Below are 17,671 nucleotides of genomic sequence, written 5' to 3' on the forward strand. Positions count from 1 at the left end.
TGGGCGCGCGGCGGCATGGCGGTGTGCAGGGATCGGCGAGCCCCGCCGGATGAAGCCTGCCCCGACCGGATCGGGCCTTGGGCGAATCGCCGCTGAGCTGGGACGTCGGAGCCAGCGCGGGCGGAACGCAAGGATTCAGGTAGCGCGTTTCACGCGGCCAGCGCCGGCACCTGCCCTGCGCGCGCTTTCGCGTCTGCGGATTTGCGCGTCTTGCCGGCCCGCGACGGCGGCTGGCACAGCCCGCAGACGAAACCCTGGCGCGGATCGTGTGCGTGCGCAACGAAATGCCCGCCGCAGCGCGAGCACGCGGTGATCTGCAGCATGTCCGAATCGAAGAAACGGACTAACGTCCACGCCCGCGTGAGGCTCAGCACCGGCTCGTCGCCGTGCATCTGCACGTGCTCCAGATACAGCCGGTAGCTTTTGACGATCGACTCGATCGTCTTGCAGCCGCCGTGATCGGTCATGAACCGGTAGATGTTGTAGAACAGCGAGGAATGAATGTTCGGCTGCCAGGTCATGAACCAGTCCGCCGAAAAAGGCAGCATGCCCTTAGGCGGCGAAACGCCCTTGAGCTCCTTATAGAGCTTGATGAGCCGGTCGCGCGACAGGCTGGTCTCGGCTTCGAGCAACTGCAGACGCGCACCGAGTTCGATCAGTTCGATGGCGAGAGTGATCTCCCTGACCTCGAGCACTACGCTTTTATGTGCCATCCGCTCCGGTTCCCGCGTCCTGTCGGTTTCCTCGTGATGCAACGGCGGCATCAGCCAAGCTGTTCGACCGGCTGGCTGGCCATCAGGATCGCGGAATGCGCCTGGGCGACGGCGCTGGTTTTGCCCTTGTCTGCGAGCGAAGTGAGGATCGCGTGATCGTCGAAGCGGAAGCGGCACAGCACCTGGTTCGACGCGGCAAGCTTGACGGTCTGGGCCAGCGACAGGCTGGCGAGCACGTCGGCGAGCTGGTCGGAGATCCCCATCCGGAACATGCCGGTCTGCTTGTCCTCGCGCAGCAGGCGCTGGGCGAGCAGCAGATAAGACAGGTTCACTTCCCTGATCTCAGTCAGCATTTCACTGTTGGCGCTCATGATTCCCCCGAGTCGATCTGGCTGGTCAGGCCGTTCCGAAAACGTTTGCTCACCCGCACGCATCGATGCACGTGGAATGGCCCGTTTATGGTCATGCCTGAATTGTGGCCAAAGGGAAAGGGAACGGAAATCGGACAGACACCCCGGTTGGCAGCCGGAAAAATCCCTTAATGCTGTCGGAATTTTTCCTACAAACGAACGACTTGGGGAAATGGAATGCGGGCTGTTCTAAACAGTGCCGAATGGCACCTTCGGTGGGCTGGCCGAATTATAGAGGCTTTTCATCGGGCCGTAATGCACTGCTGGTATTTCGCCGCAAACCCTTGCTGAGCACGCTTCCGCGCTTGATCCGATGCCGTGTGCGGCTTGCTGCACAAGGCTTTAAGGTCAATCGGAGAACCCGTTACGCATGATGTTTCTCGCTGTAACAACATTAAGCGTTTGAAAAATAGCTCGAATTGCGACGCTCGATCCCGATAATGAGACGTAAGGAGAAACCCCAACCGGTTTGATCGGGGCACCCCTCGGGCGGCGGCCTGCCGCGCCCTTCCGTCCGATGGGCACTCGCCTTGCTACGCTGCCACGCAGCGTCCCCCCGCGAAGCCCCTGAACAAGGAGATTACGCATGCGAATCGCACAAATCGCGCCGCTATACGAAGCTGTCCCGCCGAAACTCTACGGCGGCACCGAGCGCGTCGTGTCCTACCTCACGGAGGCGCTGGTCGACCTCGGCCACGACGTGACCCTGTTCGCGAGCGGCGATTCGGTGACGTCGGCGCAGCTTGAAGCGGCATGGCCGCGCGCGCTGCGGCTCGACCCGACCATCCGCGATGCAATGGCTCCGCATATGCTGCTGCTCGAGCGCGTACGCCGCGTCGCGCATGAGTTCGATGTGCTGCACTTCCATCTGGACTACCTGCCGTTCCCGCTGTTCTCCACACTCGACACGCCGTTCGTCACGACGCTGCACGGCCGACTCGACCTGCCCGAGTTGCAGCCGATTTTCGACGTGTTCTCCGACACGCCGGTCGTGTCGATTTCGGATTCGCAGCGCCTGCCGCTGCAACAGGCGAACTGGCTCAACACGATCTATCACGGCCTGCCGGACCAGTTGCTTACGCCGCAGGCTCACAAGAAACCCGAATACCTCGCGTTCCTCGGTCGGATCTGTCCGGAAAAACGCGTCGATACAGCTATCAAGATCGCTGCGCAGAGCGGTCTGCCGCTGAAGATCGCCGCCAAGGTGGACAAGGTCGACCAGGACTACTTCAAGGCGGAGATCGAGCCGCTGCTGTCGCAGGCGCATGTCGAATTTGTCGGCGAGATCAACGAGGCGCAGAAGCCGGAGTTCCTGTCGGGTGCGAAGGCGCTGCTGTTTCCGATCGACTGGTCGGAGCCGTTCGGGCTTGTGATGATCGAATCGATGGCCTGCGGAACACCGGTCATCGCGTTCAACCGCGGCTCGGTGCCGGAGGTGATCGATCACGGCGTGACCGGCTTTATCGTCGAGGATGTGCAGGGCGCCGTTGCTGCGTTGCAGCGCCTCGACGAGCTGCCGCGCGACGCGATCCGTGCGCAGTTCGAGCGCCGCTTTAGCGCGAAGACCATGGCGCAGAATTATGTCGACGGCTATACCGCGCTAATCGAAGCGGCTCGCCGCCCGGTGTTGCGTCGCGTTGCGGCGGGCTAAGCCACAGCGGATTCGCATTGCGTAAATCTGCAATGTGAATCGTTTGCGCGGACGCAAAAGTGGGTTAACCGCCCCGGACAAAAAGGCCGCCCTTTACGGGCGGCTTTTTTATTTACCAATGGCATGGGCCATTGATGTGCGTGTACCGACGATTCGGTAAGAATTGGGGTAAACGCCGGCCTCGGCGTCTATCCCGCATTCACCCTTGCCATTGCCTTCGGAACGCTTTCGTCAACCGGACGATTACGCTTGCTCGATCAAAAAGCGGTCGCGGTTTTTGCCTGCAATCCATTTAGGCGGCTTACCGCGGCCACTCCAGGTACTGCCCGTTTTCGGGTCGTGATACTTCGGTGGAAGCGGTGCCTTTTTCGGCGGACGCCCCCGCCGGGCAGGCGCGGCAAAGCCGAGATCCTGGGCGGACAGCCCATACTCGACAATCTTGCGTTTGATCTCCGCAATCACATTGATCACTTCGGTACGCCGGGCGTCATCCGCCTGGGCTTGCAGGCGGACGATCTGCGCCTTGAGATCCGCATATTGTGACATTCTGGCTCCCCCTTTGTAGCACTGAATGGCCGGAGATTAGCTGTAACTAAAGAAATTCGCAATGGACAATAATACTGCTATAACAGGATTACGTCTGATAATTATTAAAGGAACCCAAATTGTTAAATTGAAAAGAGTCTTGCCTTCAGTAATTGTTTCACTTCGTGGAGATTGACAATTGTTGACACCCGCGTCTGTTGCATTTGCCTAAAAATACGCGTTCCGCGGCCTGCATCGCTCATCCCGACGATGTCTTGCCTCTTACCGGTCTTTTTCAGGAGCCACATATGCCACTTTCCAAACGCCTTGCCGCCGAGTTCTTCGGCACCTTCTGGCTGGTCCTCGGCGGCTGCGGTGCCGCCGTACTAGCCGCCAGTTTCGCGGGACCGGTCCACGGTCTCGGCATCGGGTTTCTCGGCGTCGCGCTTGCCTTCGGCCTGACCGTCCTCACGATGGCCTTTGCGATCGGGCATATCTCGGGGTGCCACCTGAACCCAGCGGTTAGCGTCGGTTTGACGGTGGCCGGGCGTCTGCCGGTTCGCGACCTCGTCCCGTACATCGTCGCTCAGGTGATCGGCGCGATTGTCGGCGCGTTCGTGCTGTCGGTGATCGCTTCGGGCAAGCCGGGCTTCGATCTGGTCGCGAGCGGCTTTGCGACGAATGGCTACGGCGACCACTCGCCGGGTCACTATTCGTTGATGGCTGCGTTCGTCTGCGAAACGACCATGACGGCGTTCTTCCTGTTCGTGATTCTCGGCTCCACCGACCAGCGCGCACCAGCCGGCCTCGCGCCGATCGCAATCGGCCTGTGCCTCACGCTGATCCACCTGATCTCGATCCCGGTGACCAACACATCGGTGAACCCGGCGCGCTCGACTGGGCCGGCGTTGTTTGAAGGCGGAGCGGCCATCGACCAGTTGTGGCTCTTCTGGGTGGCGCCGATTATCGGCGCGATCATCGCGGGTGTGATCTATCCGCTCGTGGCAGGGCAGCAGCGTAACGCTCAGGCGTAACGCGGGCCGCTTCTTCGATTGAGCATGGCAAAACGGGCGCTGCGGCGCCCGTTTGCTTGTGTTAGCGCGGCATAGACGGGCCGCGGGCACCGTGCTTATGAAGTGAGTTCACCGTCGAGCGCGAACAGCTTGCGCAACTGATGCGCGACGCCCGCTTCGAAGTTGTTGCCGATGCGCGGCACATCGGGAAGCCTCGCGATCAGATCCGGGTTCGCGTTGTTCATCATGAACGGATGCCCCGCTGTTTCGAGCAGATCGATGTCGTTCATGTTGTCGCCGAACGCGACGCAGTGCGACGGCGCGACACCGAGACGATCGAGCACGAAGCTCAACGCCCGCCCCTTCGATACATTCGACGTCATCACTTCGAGGCAATCGGACGCCGAGTACGTCACGTACAGCGAATTGCCGAATTCCCGTTGCAGGTTCACAGCTACGTGAGCGAGGTCGTCGGCCCCGCCGATGTACAGCACCTTCGCAATGTCGGTACCGTCGTGCTGCGGCATGTCGACCACGGAATAGCGGAAGCCCGAGTCCTGATGAAAGCTCAGCAGCTGCGGCGCATCGCGATCGATCAGCCATGCCTGGTCGGCAAACAGATTGACGATGATGCGGCCATGCGAACCGGCGATGTCGGGCTGCACGAGGCGCCGCACGGTGACCGGTGGGAGATCGTCGGCGTAGATCTTCGTGTCGTCGGGCGCATGGATTCGCGCACCGTTGGACGTGATCAGATACGGACGGATACCGAGCAGGTCGCGAATGCCGGCTGCATCGCAGTAGTGCCGGCCCGTCGCGATGATGAACTGCACGCCCTGCGCTTCGAGTCGCCGCACGGTTTCGACAGTGATCGGATCGAGCTGGTGGTTGCTGTTGAGCAGGGTTCCGTCTAGATCCGTCGCGATGACTTTGTACATGGTGTGGTTGAGTGGACGACTTCAGTGGACAACATCAAGCGGCATATTTTATCGCCTGTCCACTGCGTCGGCCGCCTATTTTCCGGCGATGCGCGCGGCTTCGCGCTGGGCGAGCTGCAAGCCGCCATGCGCTGAATCGGCCAGCGGCGTGCGCAAACGATGCTGATACGCCGACGGTACGCATGGACGCAGCGGCTCCGCGAGGCCGCCACATAGCGCGACCGGCATCGTATTCGATGAATCGAGTGCCGCGATCATCCTGCCGATTTCCGCTCCCGCATGAGCGAGCAACCGCGCGGCGAACGGGTGCTCTCGATGCGCGAGGATCACGGGTGCGAGCGTCGCGTAGGCGGTCTGGTTCGCTTCGCACAGCCAGACAATCAACCCTTCGGTATCGGTAGCACCGGCGTGAGCGAGCAGCGCCTGCGCGAAGGCATCGACGGGTACGCGGCCATCGGCCGCCTGTTGCGCGTGAACGATTCCGCGCACGCCGAGCCACGCACCGCTCGCCTCATCGCCCGATGGAAAACCAAAACCGCCAACGATCCGGCACGCACCCTCGCGATCAAGCACGGCCGCGATGCTGCCGGTGCCGATGGCGACAATCACGCCCGGCTCGCCGCCGTGCGCGCCGAGCAAGGTCGTATACGCATCGCTCTCGACCGCGAGACCGGCGAGCTGCGGTGCCGCTGCGTGGAAGGCCGCGAGCCAGTCGCGGTTCACGGTGCCCGCAAGACCGCACCCGAGCACGCAGCGCGATCTGTCGTATGTCAGGCCGGCAGCAGCGAACGCGCCGGCGCAACCCGCTTCAATCGATTCCCACGCGCGCTCGACGCCCAGCCCGAGCCCCGATGGCCCGCTCGAGGCCTGCGCCAGCACACGACCTTCGGCATCGCCGAGGATGACGCGCGTCCCGGTGCCGCCACCATCGATGCCAAGCAAAAAGAAGTCTGTATTCATGCGCTAAAGATTCGTGAAGGGATGCCGCATAGCGTGGCAGGTCCGCTGCGATCCGGCAATCGACCAAAAGGCCAGGTGGCGGCGACGGTCCATTCCGTTATGCTTGCGTCAACCTGAACAAGCGGAGCCGGACCGTGACACAGCGATGCACCTGGGCAACGAGCGAAGCGCTCGCACACTACCACGACACCGAATGGGGTGTGCCTTCACGCGACGATCAACATCTGTTCGAAATGCTGGTACTCGAAGGCGCGCAGGCCGGGTTGTCGTGGTCGACGATCCTGAACAAGCGGGAAGGATACCGGCGCGCATTCGCCAACTTCGATATCGACACCGTCGCCCACTTCACGCCCAAGCAGCTCGAACCGTTGATGCTCGACGCGAGCATTGTCCGTAATCGCGCGAAGATCGAATCGGCGGTGGTCAATGCGCGCGCCGTGCAGCAGATTCAGGCGGAACATGGTTCGCTCGCGAACTTCGTCTGGTCGTTCGTCGATCAGACGCCGATACAGAACGCATTGACCTCGTATCAGCACGCACCGGCCTCGACCGAGATATCCGATGCGCTCAGCAAGGCGCTGAAGAAATATGGCTGCAAGTTCGTCGGTACGACGATCTGCTATGCGTTCATGCAGGCTGTCGGCATGGTCAACGATCACCAGACCGATTGCGTGCGCCACGCGCAATGCGCGGCGTTGGGCAAGAAGGGACGTAAGCGCAAGGCGGGCTGATAGTCCGGGGGTTCCGAAGAAGTGAGCATGCGCTCACTTGCCGCTTTTTCGGCATTTTTGCAACATAAGCGACCGAAAAGCGCGGCACTCCGGGAAAGTCCCGAATCTGTCGTTGCTGGCGTCGGTCAGCCCCGTGGCTCAAGGCTTTGCGCGACGCTCACCGGGCACGCATGCGTCGGGCAGCGGTCAACGTTGCGCTTCGCCGCTCGTCAAATTCCATTTTTACCGCTTGCGCCCGTTATAACGGTTAACAGGCGGCAGGGTCGCGTCGTGCAAACGGACGACGCAACCATCGGCACCCGGGACTCAAGGTGCCGCGCTCGAATAACGAACAACGAACGACCGCTGCGCGTTGCGCAGAGGAGAAACACCTTGAAGAATCCAGACTTCCTGAGCCATCAGGAGATATTCGACCAGGCTGTGAGCCATCTTTTCGGCCAGGGCCGTACCGCTCTTCTTCCGCGGGGCGGCGGCGCCTATCGGGGCTATTGCGGGGGTTGTCCGGTTGGCAGCTTTATCAAGCCGCGCGACTACATGAGCGCAATGGAAGGTATTCCGGTGCGCTACATCGGCAAGCCGCCGGTCGATGTGCCCGCGTATATGGACGTGGGCGTTCTCGCCCTGAAGAAAGCGCTGCTACGTGCGCGCATCAACATCTACGATCCGCTCACCGTCGAACTGCTCAGTTGCCTGCAGAACGTTCACGACGTCTTTGCCCGCTGGGAATGGGATGAACGGCTGGGGTCGATTGCGCGCCAGTTCGGTTTGTCCGCGGAATGCATTAAGCACGCTGCTTAAACGCTTTCAACCTCACGCTGCTGCCCGCCCAATCACTGCTACAGACGAAAAACGGCGGGGTGGCTTCTTGCGAAGCCACCCCGCCGTCAGGCCATCCGTAAAAGCGTGCTTAGTGCAGCTTTTTCGGCAGCATCTGGCTGCGCAGGCGCTTGTGCAGGCGCTTCACAGCTGCAGCCTTCTTGCGCTTACGAGCCGTGGTCGGCTTTTCGTACGATTGGCGTTCACGCAGTTCGGCGATCAGGCCATTTTTTTCGATAGCGCGACGAAAGCGGCGGATCGCCACTTCGAACGGCTCGTTTTCTTTCAGAAGAATCGTCGTCATGTAATTCCTAACTCAAATCGCTTGATACGGTTAACTGCGTGGCGGTAAGCCGCTCACGCGCCGGCCCTCCGGGCGCTTCAATTCATGGATGAACCACGGATGAAACGAGAGGCAAAGCGGCCGCGGAGGCCGGAAAAGAGAGGTGGGGAGTTCACCGCTTAACACGGGCAGACGCATGTTGCAGCCCCGCGTCTGATCGCCGCCTTGGCGCCGGAAACGACGTCAAAACGGCAAAAATCTCAATTCACTCTCGATCATATCAGGAAAGCAGCCGGCAGACCACCCTTTTAGCGATACCGCTCAGGCACTTGCGTCATTCAACGCACCAATGTCGTCGTCCGAAAGAGCCAGATGTACCGCTGCCACAAGGCTTTTCAGCTGCCCGAGCGAGGTCGCGCTGGCAATCGGCGCCGTTATGCTGGGCCGCGCAATCAGCCATGCCAGCGCTACCGTTGCGGGCGTCACGTCGTGGCGACCGGCCACTTCGTCGAGCGCCGCCAGAATGCGCAGCCCCCGCTCGTCGAGGTAAGACTCCACGCGGCTGCCGCGAGCACTCTTCGCCAGATCGGCCCGCGAGCGGTACTTGCCCGACAGAAAGCCGCTTGCAAGGCTGTAATACGGCACGACGCCCAGGTGTTCCGCCGTCGCGACCGGCTCGAGGTCCTGCTCGTAGGGGCCCCGATCATACAGGTTGTATTCGGGCTGCAACAGCTGATAACGCGGCAAACCATCCGCCCGGGCCACATCGAGCGCTTCCTTGACCCGCGCGCCGCTGTAGTTCGATGCGCCGATCAGCCGCACCTTGCCCGCTTCGATCAGCCGTTGATACGCCCCCAGCGTCTCCGCGAGCGGCGTATCGGCCAGATCGTAGTGCGAGAAATAGACGTCGATGTAATCGGTTTGCAGGCGACGCAGCGAGTCTTCGACGGCGGCCTGGATGTTGTCCGCGGAGAGGCCCTTGCGCCGCTCCAGCTTGCCCACCTTGGTCGCAACGACGATCTGATCGCGCTTGCCGCTGCGCTTGAACCACTTGCCGATGATCGTTTCGGACTCCCCGCCCTGGTTGCCGGGAACCCATGCGGAGTAGACATCCGCGGTATCGATGAAGTCGAGGCCCGCATCGGCGAACGCGTCGAGAATCGAAAACGAAGTCGCTTCGTCCACGGTCCAGCCGAACACATTGCCGCCGAACACGAGCGGCGCCACTTCCACCGAAGAATTGCCAATAAAGCGTTTCTGCATAACACCTCCAAGAGCGCGATGTGCGGGGCGCCATCGAGAATACGCTCCCGCCTCCACCTTCGCAGTGAGCACGCCCCGTGCCGCCTCGCGCGGCTACGCCCCTAAAGTTTTCTCGCCGATGCGCCGACAACCAGGAAAGGCGGGCAGCGCCGCTCGTCAGAAGCGCTACGCCGAAACTGAACCAGCCTATATCCGAGGCGTTTTCCAAACGAGGGAAAAAATGCTGAATATCAACACGAACATTCTTTCGCTGCAGACTCAAACGAATCTGTCCGGCTCACAAAGTGCGTTGTCGCAAGCCATCAACCGCCTGTCGTCGGGCAAGCGCATCAACAGTGCAGCCGACGATGCAGCCGGTCTCGCGATCGCCACGAGCCAAACCGCCGCGATCAACGCGCTGAATCAAGGCGTGGCGAACGCGAACAACGGCATCTCGATGGTGCAGACCGCCGCTGGCGCGATCTCGTCGACCGTCGACAACCTGCAGCGTATCCGTCAGCTCGCCACCGAATCGGGTGACGGCTCGCTCGGCACCGCCGCTCAGGCGAACCTGCAGACCGAAGTCTCTACGCGTCTGACGGAAATCAACCGCGTCGAATCGCAAACGACGTTCAACGGTCAGGCCGTGCTCGGTGGTCTGGGCAACGTGCAGTTCCAGATCGGCGCGAACGCGAACCAGACCGTGACGGCCAGCTTCGGCACGACGGTGTGGAACACGGCCGGTCTCGGCGTGTCGGGTCTCGACATCTCGACGACCTCGGGTGCACAGGCTGCGATCACGGCAATCGACGCCGCGCTCGCATCGGTCAACAACTTCCAGGCAACGCTCGGCGCAACGCAAAACACGTTCTCGTCGGCCATCACCAACACGCAAACGACGTCGACGAACCTGAGCGCCGCGAAATCGCAGATCACCGACGCTGACTTCGCAGCGGAAACGGCCAACCTGAGCAAGGCGCAAGTGCTGCAACAAGCCGGTATCTCGGTGCTGGCTCAGGCGAACTCGCTGCCGCAACAAGTGCTGAAGCTGCTCCAGTAAGGATTAACCGATGGACACGGCGTCGCAGTATGATGCCGTGCCGCCGGAGCCATTGCCTCATTTGCATAACCGCATTTCTCACGCAGTTTTCAAAGCATCGGCAACACCGCCGGGAGGCATGCCTCCCGGTACGCGTTTGTCATCGGGTAAAGACCCGATGTCGCAGCCACGAATGGAGCATCCGACATGAGCTCGACGACGTCCTCGACGACAGGAACCAGTCCCACCGACGTAAGCAATCTGCTTGCGCAGGCGGCACAGTCCATTATCAGCGGCTCGACGAAATCGACGCTCGACGTCAATTCGCTCGTCTCGGCGCTCGTCACCTCGAAGACCGCTGCGCAAAACGCGACGATCACCAACAAGCAGACACTCGATAACACCCAGCTCACCGCGATCGGCCAGCTCAAGTCGGCGCTGTCGGCGCTGGAGACGGCGGTGAGCGGTCTTGCCGACGGCACATCGCTGGCGGCGTTCTCGGCTACCGCGAGCGGCAACGGCATCACGGCGACGACGGCGACTACCGGTGTGAACGCCGGCAGCTACAACGTCAACGTCAGCGCGATTGCGACCGCGGACAAATATTCATCGTCGGCCTTCACGAGTTCGACGAGCGTGGGCACCGGTACGCTGACGCTGTCGCTGGGCACGAGCGGCTCGATGACGGTCAACGTCGACTCGACCGACAACTCGATCACCGGCATCGCCGCCGCGATCAACGCATCGTCGAATAACCCCGGCATCACCGCGACCGTCGTCAATGCGACCGACGGCCAGCATCTCGTACTCATGTCGAATTCGACCGGCGCGGCCAACACGATTTCGATGACTGCCAGCTCGGGCCTGAACAGCGCGCTCAACACGTCGAACATGACGGAGCTGCAGAAAGCACAGGACGCGAGCCTGACGATCGATGGCGCACAGGTCACGAGCCCGACCAATTCGATCAGCAACGTGCTGCCCGGCGTGACGATCAACCTGACTGCCGCCGCCGTCAACACGCAGCAGACACTGACGGTTGCGACCAGCACGACCGCGCAAACCACCGCGATCACCAGCTTCGTCACGGCGTACAACAACTACGTGACCACGGCAGCGTCGCTGTCTTCGTACAGCTCGACGGCGGCGTCGGGGACGCAAGCCGGCCCGCTGCTCGGCGACGCGATGTTGAACTCGATTACGAACGGACTTGCGTCGATCATCAGCGGCGGGGTCACCACCGGGAGCGGCACGTTCAGCCTTTCTTCGATCGGCCTAAACCTGCAGGACGACGGCACCATCGTGACTGACTCGGCCGCGCTGCAGACTGCGCTGACGGCGAACCCGGGTACCGTGGCGGCGCTCTTCAACACGACCAACGGCATGGGCGTGCAGCTCAACAATTTCGCCAACACGTATGTGCAGACGAGCGGCACGATCGACCAGCGCACCGCTTCGATCAACTCCGATCTGACGAGCCTGTCTTCGCAGGCCACAGCGCTGCAGACCTATTCGAGCACGCTGAGCGCCCAGTACAACGCGCAGTTCACCGCGCTGAACAACTTGATGGCGACGATGCAGAACAACACGCAGTATCTGAACCAGCTGTTCGGCGGCAACGGTGCGGCCGGTACGTTGAACAAGACGTCGTAAGCGGCAATCTACGGGGGAACGCAGCATGTCACACGAATCGTTGTCGCGTGCATACGAACTGAGCCAGGCGATGAACGCCGCGGCCACGGAAGGCGACTGGCTGTATGCGGCGGAACTCGCCGATACGCGCTCGCCGCTGCTGATGTCGCTAACCGCCGAACAAACGCCGGAAGCTCTCGCGACGATTCGCGCGATCCAGGACATCGATGCGGAGATCGAGCGCATTGCGCAGCGTGGCCGCGACGCGCTGATGAGCGATATGCATGCTTCGATGCGTCGGGTCGAAGCGGTGAGTTTCTACCAGGCTACCGGACAGCTCTAGTCATATCCAGTCACATCGAGTCACACGCAGTGACCGAACACCGCAGTAGTCGAATGCGGGGTATTCAAGTAACCCTCGACGCCGCAGCGATGCGGCTTTTTTTTTGCCCTCGTTTTTTGCGTTGTCGTACGCGGCGAGTGCTTCAGGCAACGCGGCGTAGCCACATCTCCGTGAAAGCCGCTTCGAGTTGTCTCGCGAAACGCAGTGCGTCGCATAGCGGCGATTGCAGCACCTGCGCGCGCAACCCCTCACGCAACGCGGCAAGCCGCGGCAGATCCTGCGCGAACGCGATGGCTTTCGCGACGTAGTCGTCATCGTCGGTGGCGATCCAGTCGGACAGTCCCACTGTGTGCAACACCGTCTCGCCGAGATGCGACAGGAAGCGATCGCCGCGACGGCTCAGCACCGGCACGCCCATCCACAGTCCTTCGACACTCGTCGTGCCACCAGGGTACGGAAACGGATCGAGCGCGAGGTCGACGCGATTGAAGGTCGCGAAGTACTGATCGCGTGGCGATGGCCCTTCGAGTACCAGACGCTCCGCCGCGATGCCGTGCGCAGCGAAACGTTCGAGCGTCGCGCGCTGGGTCCACGGCTCGTTCAGTTGATGGTTCTTCAACAGCAGACGCGACTCTGGCAACGCTTGCAGGATGCGCGACCACACAGCGATCACACCGTCGTTGAGTTTCTTCTGGTTGTTCAGGTTACCGAACGTGACGGCACCGCGCGTGAGCGCCGGCAGCGGCCCGATGTCGATCTCGCGTTCGGGTAGCGTGAAGCACAGGTAGCTGTCGGGCAGGCGCCAGAGCTGCTCGACGAAGTGCCCTTCCTCGTTCGTCGGCAACACGTGCCGGTCGCCGAGCACGTAGTCGATCTCGGCGATGCCCGTCGTCGCGAAGTAGCCGAGCCAGCTCACCTGCACAGGGGCCGGCTTCCATGCGAACACCGGCAGCCGGTTGCGTCCGGTGTGTCCGGACAGATCGACGAGGATATCGATGCGATCGTCGTGAATCCGTTGTGCAACCGCTTCGTCGCTTTGATCGACGATGTGGCGCCACGCTGCGAAACGCGGGCGCAAACGCTCCGTCAGTTCGTCGTGCAGCAGCGCATTCGAATACGCGATCGGCTCGATGCGAGTACGGTCGAGATGCGTCAACACGCTTTCGATGAAGTAGCCGACTGGGTGCTTGCGCAGATCCGCGGAAACGAATCCGATACGCAACGGTCGTGCGGCGAGCGCACTGCCAGGTGCAGCGCGCTGATACACGAAAGGCCTCGCACGCGCTGTCATACGCTCGCCGAAATAGCGCGCATCCCGCAGATGCTTCTCCGGCGACCAGCCGGTCGTATACGACTGACCGAACAGCACGCAGGTATGCGACTCGGCGTAGTCCGGATCGAGTGCAAGCGCTCTGCGGTAACTATCGACGGCCGCATCGAAGTCGTTCAGGTCGGCGAGGATCGTGCCGAGATTGTTGTGAAACGAAGGGACATCGTCCTTCAGCGATAACGCTTTGCGACTCATCGTCAGCGCCTGCTGCGCGCGGCCCATGCGGTTTAGCGCGTTTGCGAGGTTGTGATACGCGTCCGCGAAATCGGGCGCAACCGCAATCGCGCGTTCGTAAGCCGCCACGGCTTCCTCGAGGCGACCCTGTCCATTCAACGCGTTGCCGAGTGTGTTGTGCGCGTCGGCACGGTCGGGCGTTAGTGTTGCGACCGTCGTGAAAGACGCGATCGCCTCGCGATAAGCGCCGCGCTCCGTCAGTGCGATTCCGAGGTTGTTATGTGCGACGACCAGGGTCGGCGCCGCCGCGATGCTCGCGCGATAACATTCGATCGCCGCATCGAGATGCCCCTGCTGCTTCAACACGTTGCCGAGGTTGTTATGCGCCTCCGCGAAACCGGGTCGCGCATCGATTGCCTTGCCGTAGCTCAGCGCAGCCGCTTCCAGTTGCTGCAGATCCTTCAGCGCGTTGCCGAGATTGTTGTAGGCCTCGGCATAACCGGGTCGCAACGCAATCGCCTGCGCGCAGCTTTCCATCGATCCGGCCGCATCACCCGACTCGCGCAGCGCATTGCCGAGGTTGTTGTGCGCTTCGGCGTAGTCGCCTTTCAGCGCGACGGCGCGACGGTAGCAGTCGATCGCATCGGGTAACGCGCCACTGTCCTTAAGCATGTTGCCGAGGTTGTTGTAGTAGATCGCATTCGGATTCGCTGCGATCGATTCGCGCATCAACGCGATACCCGCTGCGGATTCGCCGATCTGGCAGGCAAGCAGCCCGGAGAAGTGCAACGCGTCCGCGTGTTTCGGCAGCACGGCAAGGATGCGTTGATAGCGCGCATGGGCCTCTGCAAACCGGTTTACCTGGTGATGTGCAAGCGCTTCTTCGAGCAGGCGCTGGATCGTCTGCGCGTCCGGTACGCGACGCGACGGTGTCGAATCCGTGCGTTGACGGTACATGCCTGCGAACGCCGCTTCGAGGTGCTTCGCAAAGCGCGGTGCATCGCATAACGGCGAGGTGAGTATCTGCGTCCGTAAGCCCGCGCGTAATGCGGCGAGGTGCTTTTGATCCGCAGCGAATGCGACGGCCTTCGCGACGTAGTCGTCGGTGTCGGTGGCGATCCAGTCGGCGAGACCCGCCGACTGGAGCAGGCTTTCGCACAGATGTCCGAGGAACCGGTCGCCGCGACAGCAGAGCACCGGCACACCCATCCACAAACCTTCGACGCTCACCGTACCGCCCGGATAAGGAAACGGGCTCAGTGCGATGTCGACGCGGTTGTACGCGGCAAGATACTCGTTACGCGGCGAGCGGCCTTCCAGAATCAAACGCGCACCGTCGATGCCAAGCGCTGCGAAACGCTGCAGCGTCGCGCGCCGCGCGAACTCATCGTCGAGTTGCTTCGCCTTCAGGAAGAGGCGCGACCCCGGCACTGCGTTGAGAATCCGCGCCCATGCCGACACGACCGTGTCGTTCATCTTCATCAGATGGTTGAAGCAACCGAACGTGATCGCGCCATGCGCGAGCATGGGTAGCGCGCTCACCGCGACTGCTTCGGTGGGCGGCGTGAAGCACAGGTAGCTGTCCGGCAGGCGCCATACGCGCTCGACGAACTGCTGTTCCTCGTCGGTGGGTACGACGTGGCGGTCGGCGAGCACGTAGTCGATCGAGCGCAGACCCGTGCTCGCGAAATATCCGAGCCAGCTCACCTGCACCGGCGCGGGCCGCCATGCGAACACCGGCAGCCGGTTGTGGACCGTGTGCCCCGCCAGGTCGACCAGGATGTCGATGCGATCGTCGCGGATGCGGCGCGCCGCTGTCTCGTCGGTCAGACCCGCGAGCGGTGTCCATGCCGCGAAGCGCGGCTTGATGCGCGCGGTCAGTTCGTCTTCGACATGACGCGTCGGGTACGCAATCGCTTCGATCCGTTGTGGATCGAGATGTGCAAGGATGCTTTCGAGAAAGAACCCGACTGGGTGTGTCTTCAGGTCGCCGGAAACGAAGCCTACGCGTAGCGGCCGCGATGATGCGCGATGGTGCGTGCGATCGTCGGCGGGCCAGTCGGTGAACGGTTGTGCGAGTGTCGTCGCCTGCTCGCCGAAGCGCAACGCCTGAGTCAGATAATCGGCGGGCGACGTGGCCTCGCGATAGCTCAAGATGAACAACAGGTTGCTATACGGCTCCATCAGATCGGGCTGCAGTTCGATCGTCTTGCGATAGTGATCGATTGCGCCTTCCAGATCGCCGAGATCGACGAGCGCATTGGCGAGATTGTTATAAGCCTGCGCGTAGCCCGGTTGCAGCGCGATCACCGTGCGAAAGCTCTGCACCGCGGCATCGTACTGACGCAGCTCGCGCTGCATGTTGCCGAGATTGTTGTGCGCGTGAACGTAATCGGGTTGCAGTGCGAGCGCCTGCCGGTAGCTTTCGAGCGCCGCCGCGTGACGGCCCATACGACCAAGCGCGTTGCCGAGATTGCTGTAGAAGATCGCGCTCGGGCCGACAGCAAGCGCACGCATGATCCAGTCGACGGATTCTTCGAGCCTGCCCTCGTGGTACGCGATCAGGCCCAGCAGATGCAGCGCGTCGGCATGATCGGGCTGCGCCTGCAGGATCTGTCGATAGATCGCCGAAGCCTCGGCAAAACGGCCCGCGTGCTGGTGCGCAAGGCCTGCTTCGATCGGCGTGGGTAGAAGCTCGACGCCAGGAGAGCCGGTCGCGCTCACTCGCCGGACTTCTGCGGATTGCGTCGATTGTCGGCGCGCCGGGACAATGCGCCGGACGCCGGATTCAGGTTACTGACGGTAGCCATGAAGCGAATCCACCCTTCTCTCGGTTGAACTGTTCGCGCCTCGGACGCAAAGCCGCACTGTGCGATGACAGCAGCTTAGCGTTTGCGGTGGTTCGTCAATCGAGGGAACAAGGGCCGGTTTTGGGGGTATTTTCGGGTGTCGTGTTGAGGTGTTGGGTGCCGCGGAAAGTGCAACCGGTGCCGGGTAAGTGAAAACCGCTCTCATCGTTCGTGCAACAGCCTGGGCGATCGGCACTTCGCGCGAGGACTCGGCCGCCTCCCACTATTGCTAGGCGACCCTAAAAGAACGATTGACTTTATACGAACCTGACATTCGTACGCCGCCTACTCAAGCTCGCTTAAACGCATAGGCGGTGCGAGCTCCGCAGATCAACGAGCGACGGCACGCACCTCAACATGTTCGACGGAAGTTCTCATCAGCCAGTTTGAGACCGCCGCACTTCCGCCACAGTGGTGCTGCCGGAAGAGTCCTTCTCATTCGAAGGATTCTCTATTGATCTTTTGCAATCAAGCCGACGTCTTCTGCCTTAATATCGCTGCAAATTGCAGCAAACGACCCACCGTACGAGAAATTAAATTGAACAAGAAACGACCCCTTAAGGTCACGCTGGATTTGGGCAACTTGCGACCGTAGATTTTCAGAGTCCGAATAGATGCCAACTAACAACGTATTCCACGCTCCGTCGTTCATGTTCAGGACGCCTTCCGGAACACATTCAACCCTCCAGGCAAAAATCTCGCTAAGAATCGCATTTAACCTGAACCCAATAAAACCGCTTTTTTTCACCTCATGCAACTCAACCCTGGAATGCCCTCCTTCTGTTCTCAGTGTCACGTGAAGATCAATTCCATCGTAATTTAGCCTCGCAAGATGTGAATCGTGCAGTGGGAGACCCGTTACCATCCCATGTTCATCGATGATCATGCTTATGCCCCTGGTGGCTCTACGTTTGGACCTCTTGGTGTAGGCGGATCGTTTGGCTGTCGCTCACGTCATTAGCCTTGATTGTTGCTGGCACGGGTATGCGTGGACAGGGCAGAGATTCACCTTGCTACTCGGC

16 protein-coding genes are annotated in these 17,671 nt (G+C 61.4%); 7 read left to right on the plus strand and 9 right to left on the minus strand.

Features of this window, described 5'->3' with window-relative positions; all coding sequences use genetic code 11:
- Window positions 1-149 precede the first annotated feature (149 nt).
- Both flhC and flhD read right to left on the minus strand, forming a co-directional pair.
- Window positions 150-713, minus strand: coding sequence for a flagellar transcriptional regulator FlhC (flhC, locus tag FNZ07_RS32760; RefSeq protein ID WP_091017591.1), 564 nt, complete (start codon window positions 711-713; stop codon window positions 150-152).
- A 50-nt stretch (window positions 714-763) separates the two neighbouring features.
- Window positions 764-1,084, minus strand: coding sequence for a flagellar transcriptional regulator FlhD (flhD, locus tag FNZ07_RS34220; RefSeq protein WP_249040674.1), 321 nt, complete (start codon window positions 1,082-1,084; stop codon window positions 764-766).
- A 625-nt stretch (window positions 1,085-1,709) separates the two neighbouring features.
- On the opposite strand from flhD, the gene FNZ07_RS32770 reads away from it, so the two are divergent.
- Window positions 1,710-2,774: a glycosyltransferase family 4 protein gene (locus tag FNZ07_RS32770; RefSeq protein ID WP_091017207.1), complete on the plus strand. Its 1,065-nt coding sequence runs from the start codon at window positions 1,710-1,712 to the stop codon at window positions 2,772-2,774.
- A gap of 243 nt (window positions 2,775-3,017) precedes the next feature.
- Here the strand turns inward: FNZ07_RS32770 and FNZ07_RS32775 are convergent, their stop codons facing one another.
- The gene (locus tag FNZ07_RS32775) at window positions 3,018-3,320 is read right to left on the minus strand and encodes an H-NS histone family protein (RefSeq protein WP_091017205.1); all 303 of its coding nucleotides are present in this window, start codon (window positions 3,318-3,320) and stop codon (window positions 3,018-3,020) included.
- A gap of 287 nt (window positions 3,321-3,607) precedes the next feature.
- Between FNZ07_RS32775 and aqpZ the strand changes: the two genes are divergently transcribed.
- Window positions 3,608-4,333: an aquaporin Z gene (gene aqpZ / locus FNZ07_RS32780; RefSeq protein ID WP_091017203.1), complete on the plus strand. Its 726-nt coding sequence runs from the start codon at window positions 3,608-3,610 to the stop codon at window positions 4,331-4,333.
- A 95-nt stretch (window positions 4,334-4,428) separates the two neighbouring features.
- Here aqpZ and FNZ07_RS32785 read toward each other — a convergent pair whose 3' ends face one another.
- Window positions 4,429-5,250, minus strand: a complete 822-nt coding sequence (locus tag FNZ07_RS32785; protein WP_091017201.1) for a Cof-type HAD-IIB family hydrolase — start codon at window positions 5,248-5,250, stop codon at window positions 4,429-4,431.
- Window positions 5,251-5,325: 75 nt separating this feature from the next.
- Window positions 5,326-6,210 (minus strand): glucosamine kinase nucleotide-binding domain-containing protein, encoded by an 885-nt coding sequence (locus FNZ07_RS32790; RefSeq protein WP_091017199.1) that lies wholly within the window; start codon window positions 6,208-6,210, stop codon window positions 5,326-5,328.
- Between the two features lie 134 nt (window positions 6,211-6,344).
- Between FNZ07_RS32790 and FNZ07_RS32795 the strand changes: the two genes are divergently transcribed.
- Window positions 6,345-6,941: a DNA-3-methyladenine glycosylase I gene (locus tag FNZ07_RS32795; RefSeq protein ID WP_091017196.1), complete on the plus strand. Its 597-nt coding sequence runs from the start codon at window positions 6,345-6,347 to the stop codon at window positions 6,939-6,941.
- 372 nt (window positions 6,942-7,313) lie between these two features.
- Window positions 7,314-7,739: a hypothetical protein gene (locus FNZ07_RS32800; RefSeq protein ID WP_091017194.1), complete on the plus strand. Its 426-nt coding sequence runs from the start codon at window positions 7,314-7,316 to the stop codon at window positions 7,737-7,739.
- Window positions 7,740-7,848: 109 nt separating this feature from the next.
- On the opposite strand, the gene rpsU is transcribed toward FNZ07_RS32800, so the two are convergent.
- Window positions 7,849-8,061, minus strand: coding sequence for a 30S ribosomal protein S21 (rpsU, locus tag FNZ07_RS32805; RefSeq protein WP_006050883.1), 213 nt, complete (start codon window positions 8,059-8,061; stop codon window positions 7,849-7,851).
- 300 nt (window positions 8,062-8,361) lie between these two features.
- Window positions 8,362-9,303, minus strand: coding sequence for an aldo/keto reductase (locus FNZ07_RS32810; protein WP_091017191.1), 942 nt, complete (start codon window positions 9,301-9,303; stop codon window positions 8,362-8,364).
- 220 nt (window positions 9,304-9,523) lie between these two features.
- Here FNZ07_RS32810 and FNZ07_RS32815 point away from each other — a divergent pair, with 220 nt between their 5' ends.
- The 3 genes from FNZ07_RS32815 to FNZ07_RS32825 all read left to right on the plus strand — a co-directional run bounded on the left by FNZ07_RS32815 (window position 9,524) and on the right by FNZ07_RS32825 (window position 12,296).
- The gene (locus FNZ07_RS32815) at window positions 9,524-10,342 is read left to right on the plus strand and encodes a flagellin domain-containing protein (protein WP_091017189.1); all 819 of its coding nucleotides are present in this window, start codon (window positions 9,524-9,526) and stop codon (window positions 10,340-10,342) included.
- Between the two features lie 186 nt (window positions 10,343-10,528).
- Entirely contained in the window at window positions 10,529-11,974 is a 1,446-nt protein-coding gene (gene fliD / locus FNZ07_RS32820; RefSeq protein ID WP_091017187.1) for a flagellar filament capping protein FliD, read from the plus strand.
- A gap of 25 nt (window positions 11,975-11,999) precedes the next feature.
- The gene (locus FNZ07_RS32825; RefSeq protein WP_091017184.1) at window positions 12,000-12,296 is read left to right on the plus strand and encodes a flagellar protein FliT; all 297 of its coding nucleotides are present in this window, start codon (window positions 12,000-12,002) and stop codon (window positions 12,294-12,296) included.
- A gap of 142 nt (window positions 12,297-12,438) precedes the next feature.
- On the opposite strand, the gene FNZ07_RS34225 is transcribed toward FNZ07_RS32825, so the two are convergent.
- Window positions 12,439-16,524, minus strand: a complete 4,086-nt coding sequence (locus FNZ07_RS34225) for an O-linked N-acetylglucosamine transferase family protein (protein ID WP_245811677.1) — start codon at window positions 16,522-16,524, stop codon at window positions 12,439-12,441.
- A 576-nt stretch (window positions 16,525-17,100) separates the two neighbouring features.
- The gene (locus FNZ07_RS32835; protein WP_143098143.1) at window positions 17,101-17,535 is read right to left on the minus strand and encodes a hypothetical protein; all 435 of its coding nucleotides are present in this window, start codon (window positions 17,533-17,535) and stop codon (window positions 17,101-17,103) included.
- Between the last annotated feature and the right edge of the window lie 136 nt (window positions 17,536-17,671).

It is taken from the genome of Paraburkholderia megapolitana, from assembly GCF_007556815.1.
Classification (GTDB): Bacteria; Pseudomonadota; Gammaproteobacteria; order Burkholderiales; family Burkholderiaceae; genus Paraburkholderia; species Paraburkholderia megapolitana.

What these genes read in the sequence shown, in the direction of transcription:
- flhD (WP_249040674.1), bottom strand. Translation starts at nt 1,084, where the DNA reads ATGAGCGCCAACAGTGAAATGCTGACTGAGATCAGGGAAGTGAACCTG.
- rpsU (WP_006050883.1), bottom strand. Translation starts at nt 8,061, where the DNA reads ATGACGACGATTCTTCTGAAAGAAAACGAGCCGTTCGAAGTGGCGATC.
- aqpZ (WP_091017203.1), top strand. Translation starts at nt 3,608, where the DNA reads ATGCCACTTTCCAAACGCCTTGCCGCCGAGTTCTTCGGCACCTTCTGG.
- fliD (WP_091017187.1), top strand. Translation starts at nt 10,529, where the DNA reads ATGAGCTCGACGACGTCCTCGACGACAGGAACCAGTCCCACCGACGTA.
- FNZ07_RS32785 (WP_091017201.1), bottom strand. Translation starts at nt 5,250, where the DNA reads ATGTACAAAGTCATCGCGACGGATCTAGACGGAACCCTGCTCAACAGC.
- FNZ07_RS32815 (WP_091017189.1), top strand. Translation starts at nt 9,524, where the DNA reads ATGCTGAATATCAACACGAACATTCTTTCGCTGCAGACTCAAACGAAT.
- FNZ07_RS32835 (WP_143098143.1), bottom strand. Translation starts at nt 17,535, where the DNA reads ATGATCATCGATGAACATGGGATGGTAACGGGTCTCCCACTGCACGAT.
- FNZ07_RS32790 (WP_091017199.1), bottom strand. Translation starts at nt 6,210, where the DNA reads ATGAATACAGACTTCTTTTTGCTTGGCATCGATGGTGGCGGCACCGGG.
- FNZ07_RS32770 (WP_091017207.1), top strand. Translation starts at nt 1,710, where the DNA reads ATGCGAATCGCACAAATCGCGCCGCTATACGAAGCTGTCCCGCCGAAA.
- FNZ07_RS32810 (WP_091017191.1), bottom strand. Translation starts at nt 9,303, where the DNA reads ATGCAGAAACGCTTTATTGGCAATTCTTCGGTGGAAGTGGCGCCGCTC.
- FNZ07_RS32775 (WP_091017205.1), bottom strand. Translation starts at nt 3,320, where the DNA reads ATGTCACAATATGCGGATCTCAAGGCGCAGATCGTCCGCCTGCAAGCC.
- FNZ07_RS32825 (WP_091017184.1), top strand. Translation starts at nt 12,000, where the DNA reads ATGTCACACGAATCGTTGTCGCGTGCATACGAACTGAGCCAGGCGATG.
- flhC (WP_091017591.1), bottom strand. Translation starts at nt 713, where the DNA reads ATGGCACATAAAAGCGTAGTGCTCGAGGTCAGGGAGATCACTCTCGCC.